Source organism: Mesorhizobium sp. M1E.F.Ca.ET.063.01.1.1 (assembly GCF_003998155.1).
In the GTDB taxonomy this organism is placed as follows: Bacteria; Pseudomonadota; Alphaproteobacteria; order Rhizobiales; family Rhizobiaceae; genus Mesorhizobium.
Genome location: NZ_RZSC01001431.1, coordinates 1 through 657, shown reverse-complemented (window position 1 = coordinate 657; position 657 = coordinate 1). Strand labels below are relative to the sequence as shown.

At 67.4% G+C, this 657-nt stretch carries 1 protein-coding gene and 1 pseudogene; one reads left to right on the top strand and one right to left on the bottom strand.

Annotated features, from left to right (window positions below; translation table 11 throughout):
- Window positions 1-294 (bottom strand): sigma 54-interacting transcriptional regulator (locus EOA29_RS43940; RefSeq protein WP_281061154.1); only part of this gene is annotated, 294 nt, incomplete at its 3' end.
- Window positions 295-319: 25 nt separating this feature from the next.
- Here EOA29_RS43940 and EOA29_RS43605 point away from each other — a divergent pair.
- Window positions 320-657 (top strand): annotated as a pseudogene (locus EOA29_RS43605) (sigma-54-dependent Fis family transcriptional regulator); the annotation flags it as partial.

Genomic DNA, 657 nt, shown 5'->3' with positions numbered 1-657 from the left:
GTCATGGATCGCGCGGGCGAGAACCTCCTTGCCGGAGCCGGTCTCACCATGGATCAGAATCGGAATTGAGGTGCGCGCCAGCTTGGCGGCACGGCACTGCATCGCCGCCATCACCGGGTCGCCGCCTGAAAGCTCGGCGATCGGCTTCGGCAGCAGCTCGACGGGAACGCGGCGTCCGCTCGGCGGCTGCGGTTCGATCGCGTGCGCGAAGAGGGCGCTGCCGTTGCGGCCGAACACCAGCCGCTCCTCGGTCGGGCGTCCACGCGTCAGGTTCGGCAGGTCGTCGATGTCCATGTCGAGATAGCGCGAGATCGGCTGGCCGATCTTCGACACAAAGGGCGAGCTGACCGCGGTGCTGGACATTTCGCTGCTGCGTTCGCCGCAGCCGAAAGTCAGCCAGAACCTCGCGCTGCACCTGGTGACCTCTTCCGCGCGACGCATCGAGCTCGCCAATTTGATGGCGCAGATGCACTCCGAATGGGTGTTGCGCTTTTCGCGCTCGCCGGAGTTCCTGGACGTCGATCCGGAAGCGGCGATCGCGCTCGATGCTTCCGGCCGCATCCTCGGCACGACGCGCGGCGCAGCGCTGCTTTTGGCGCAGGCCGGCGGTATCGACTGGAGGCATTCGCCGTCGCCGATCGGCCAGCCGATCTCGCG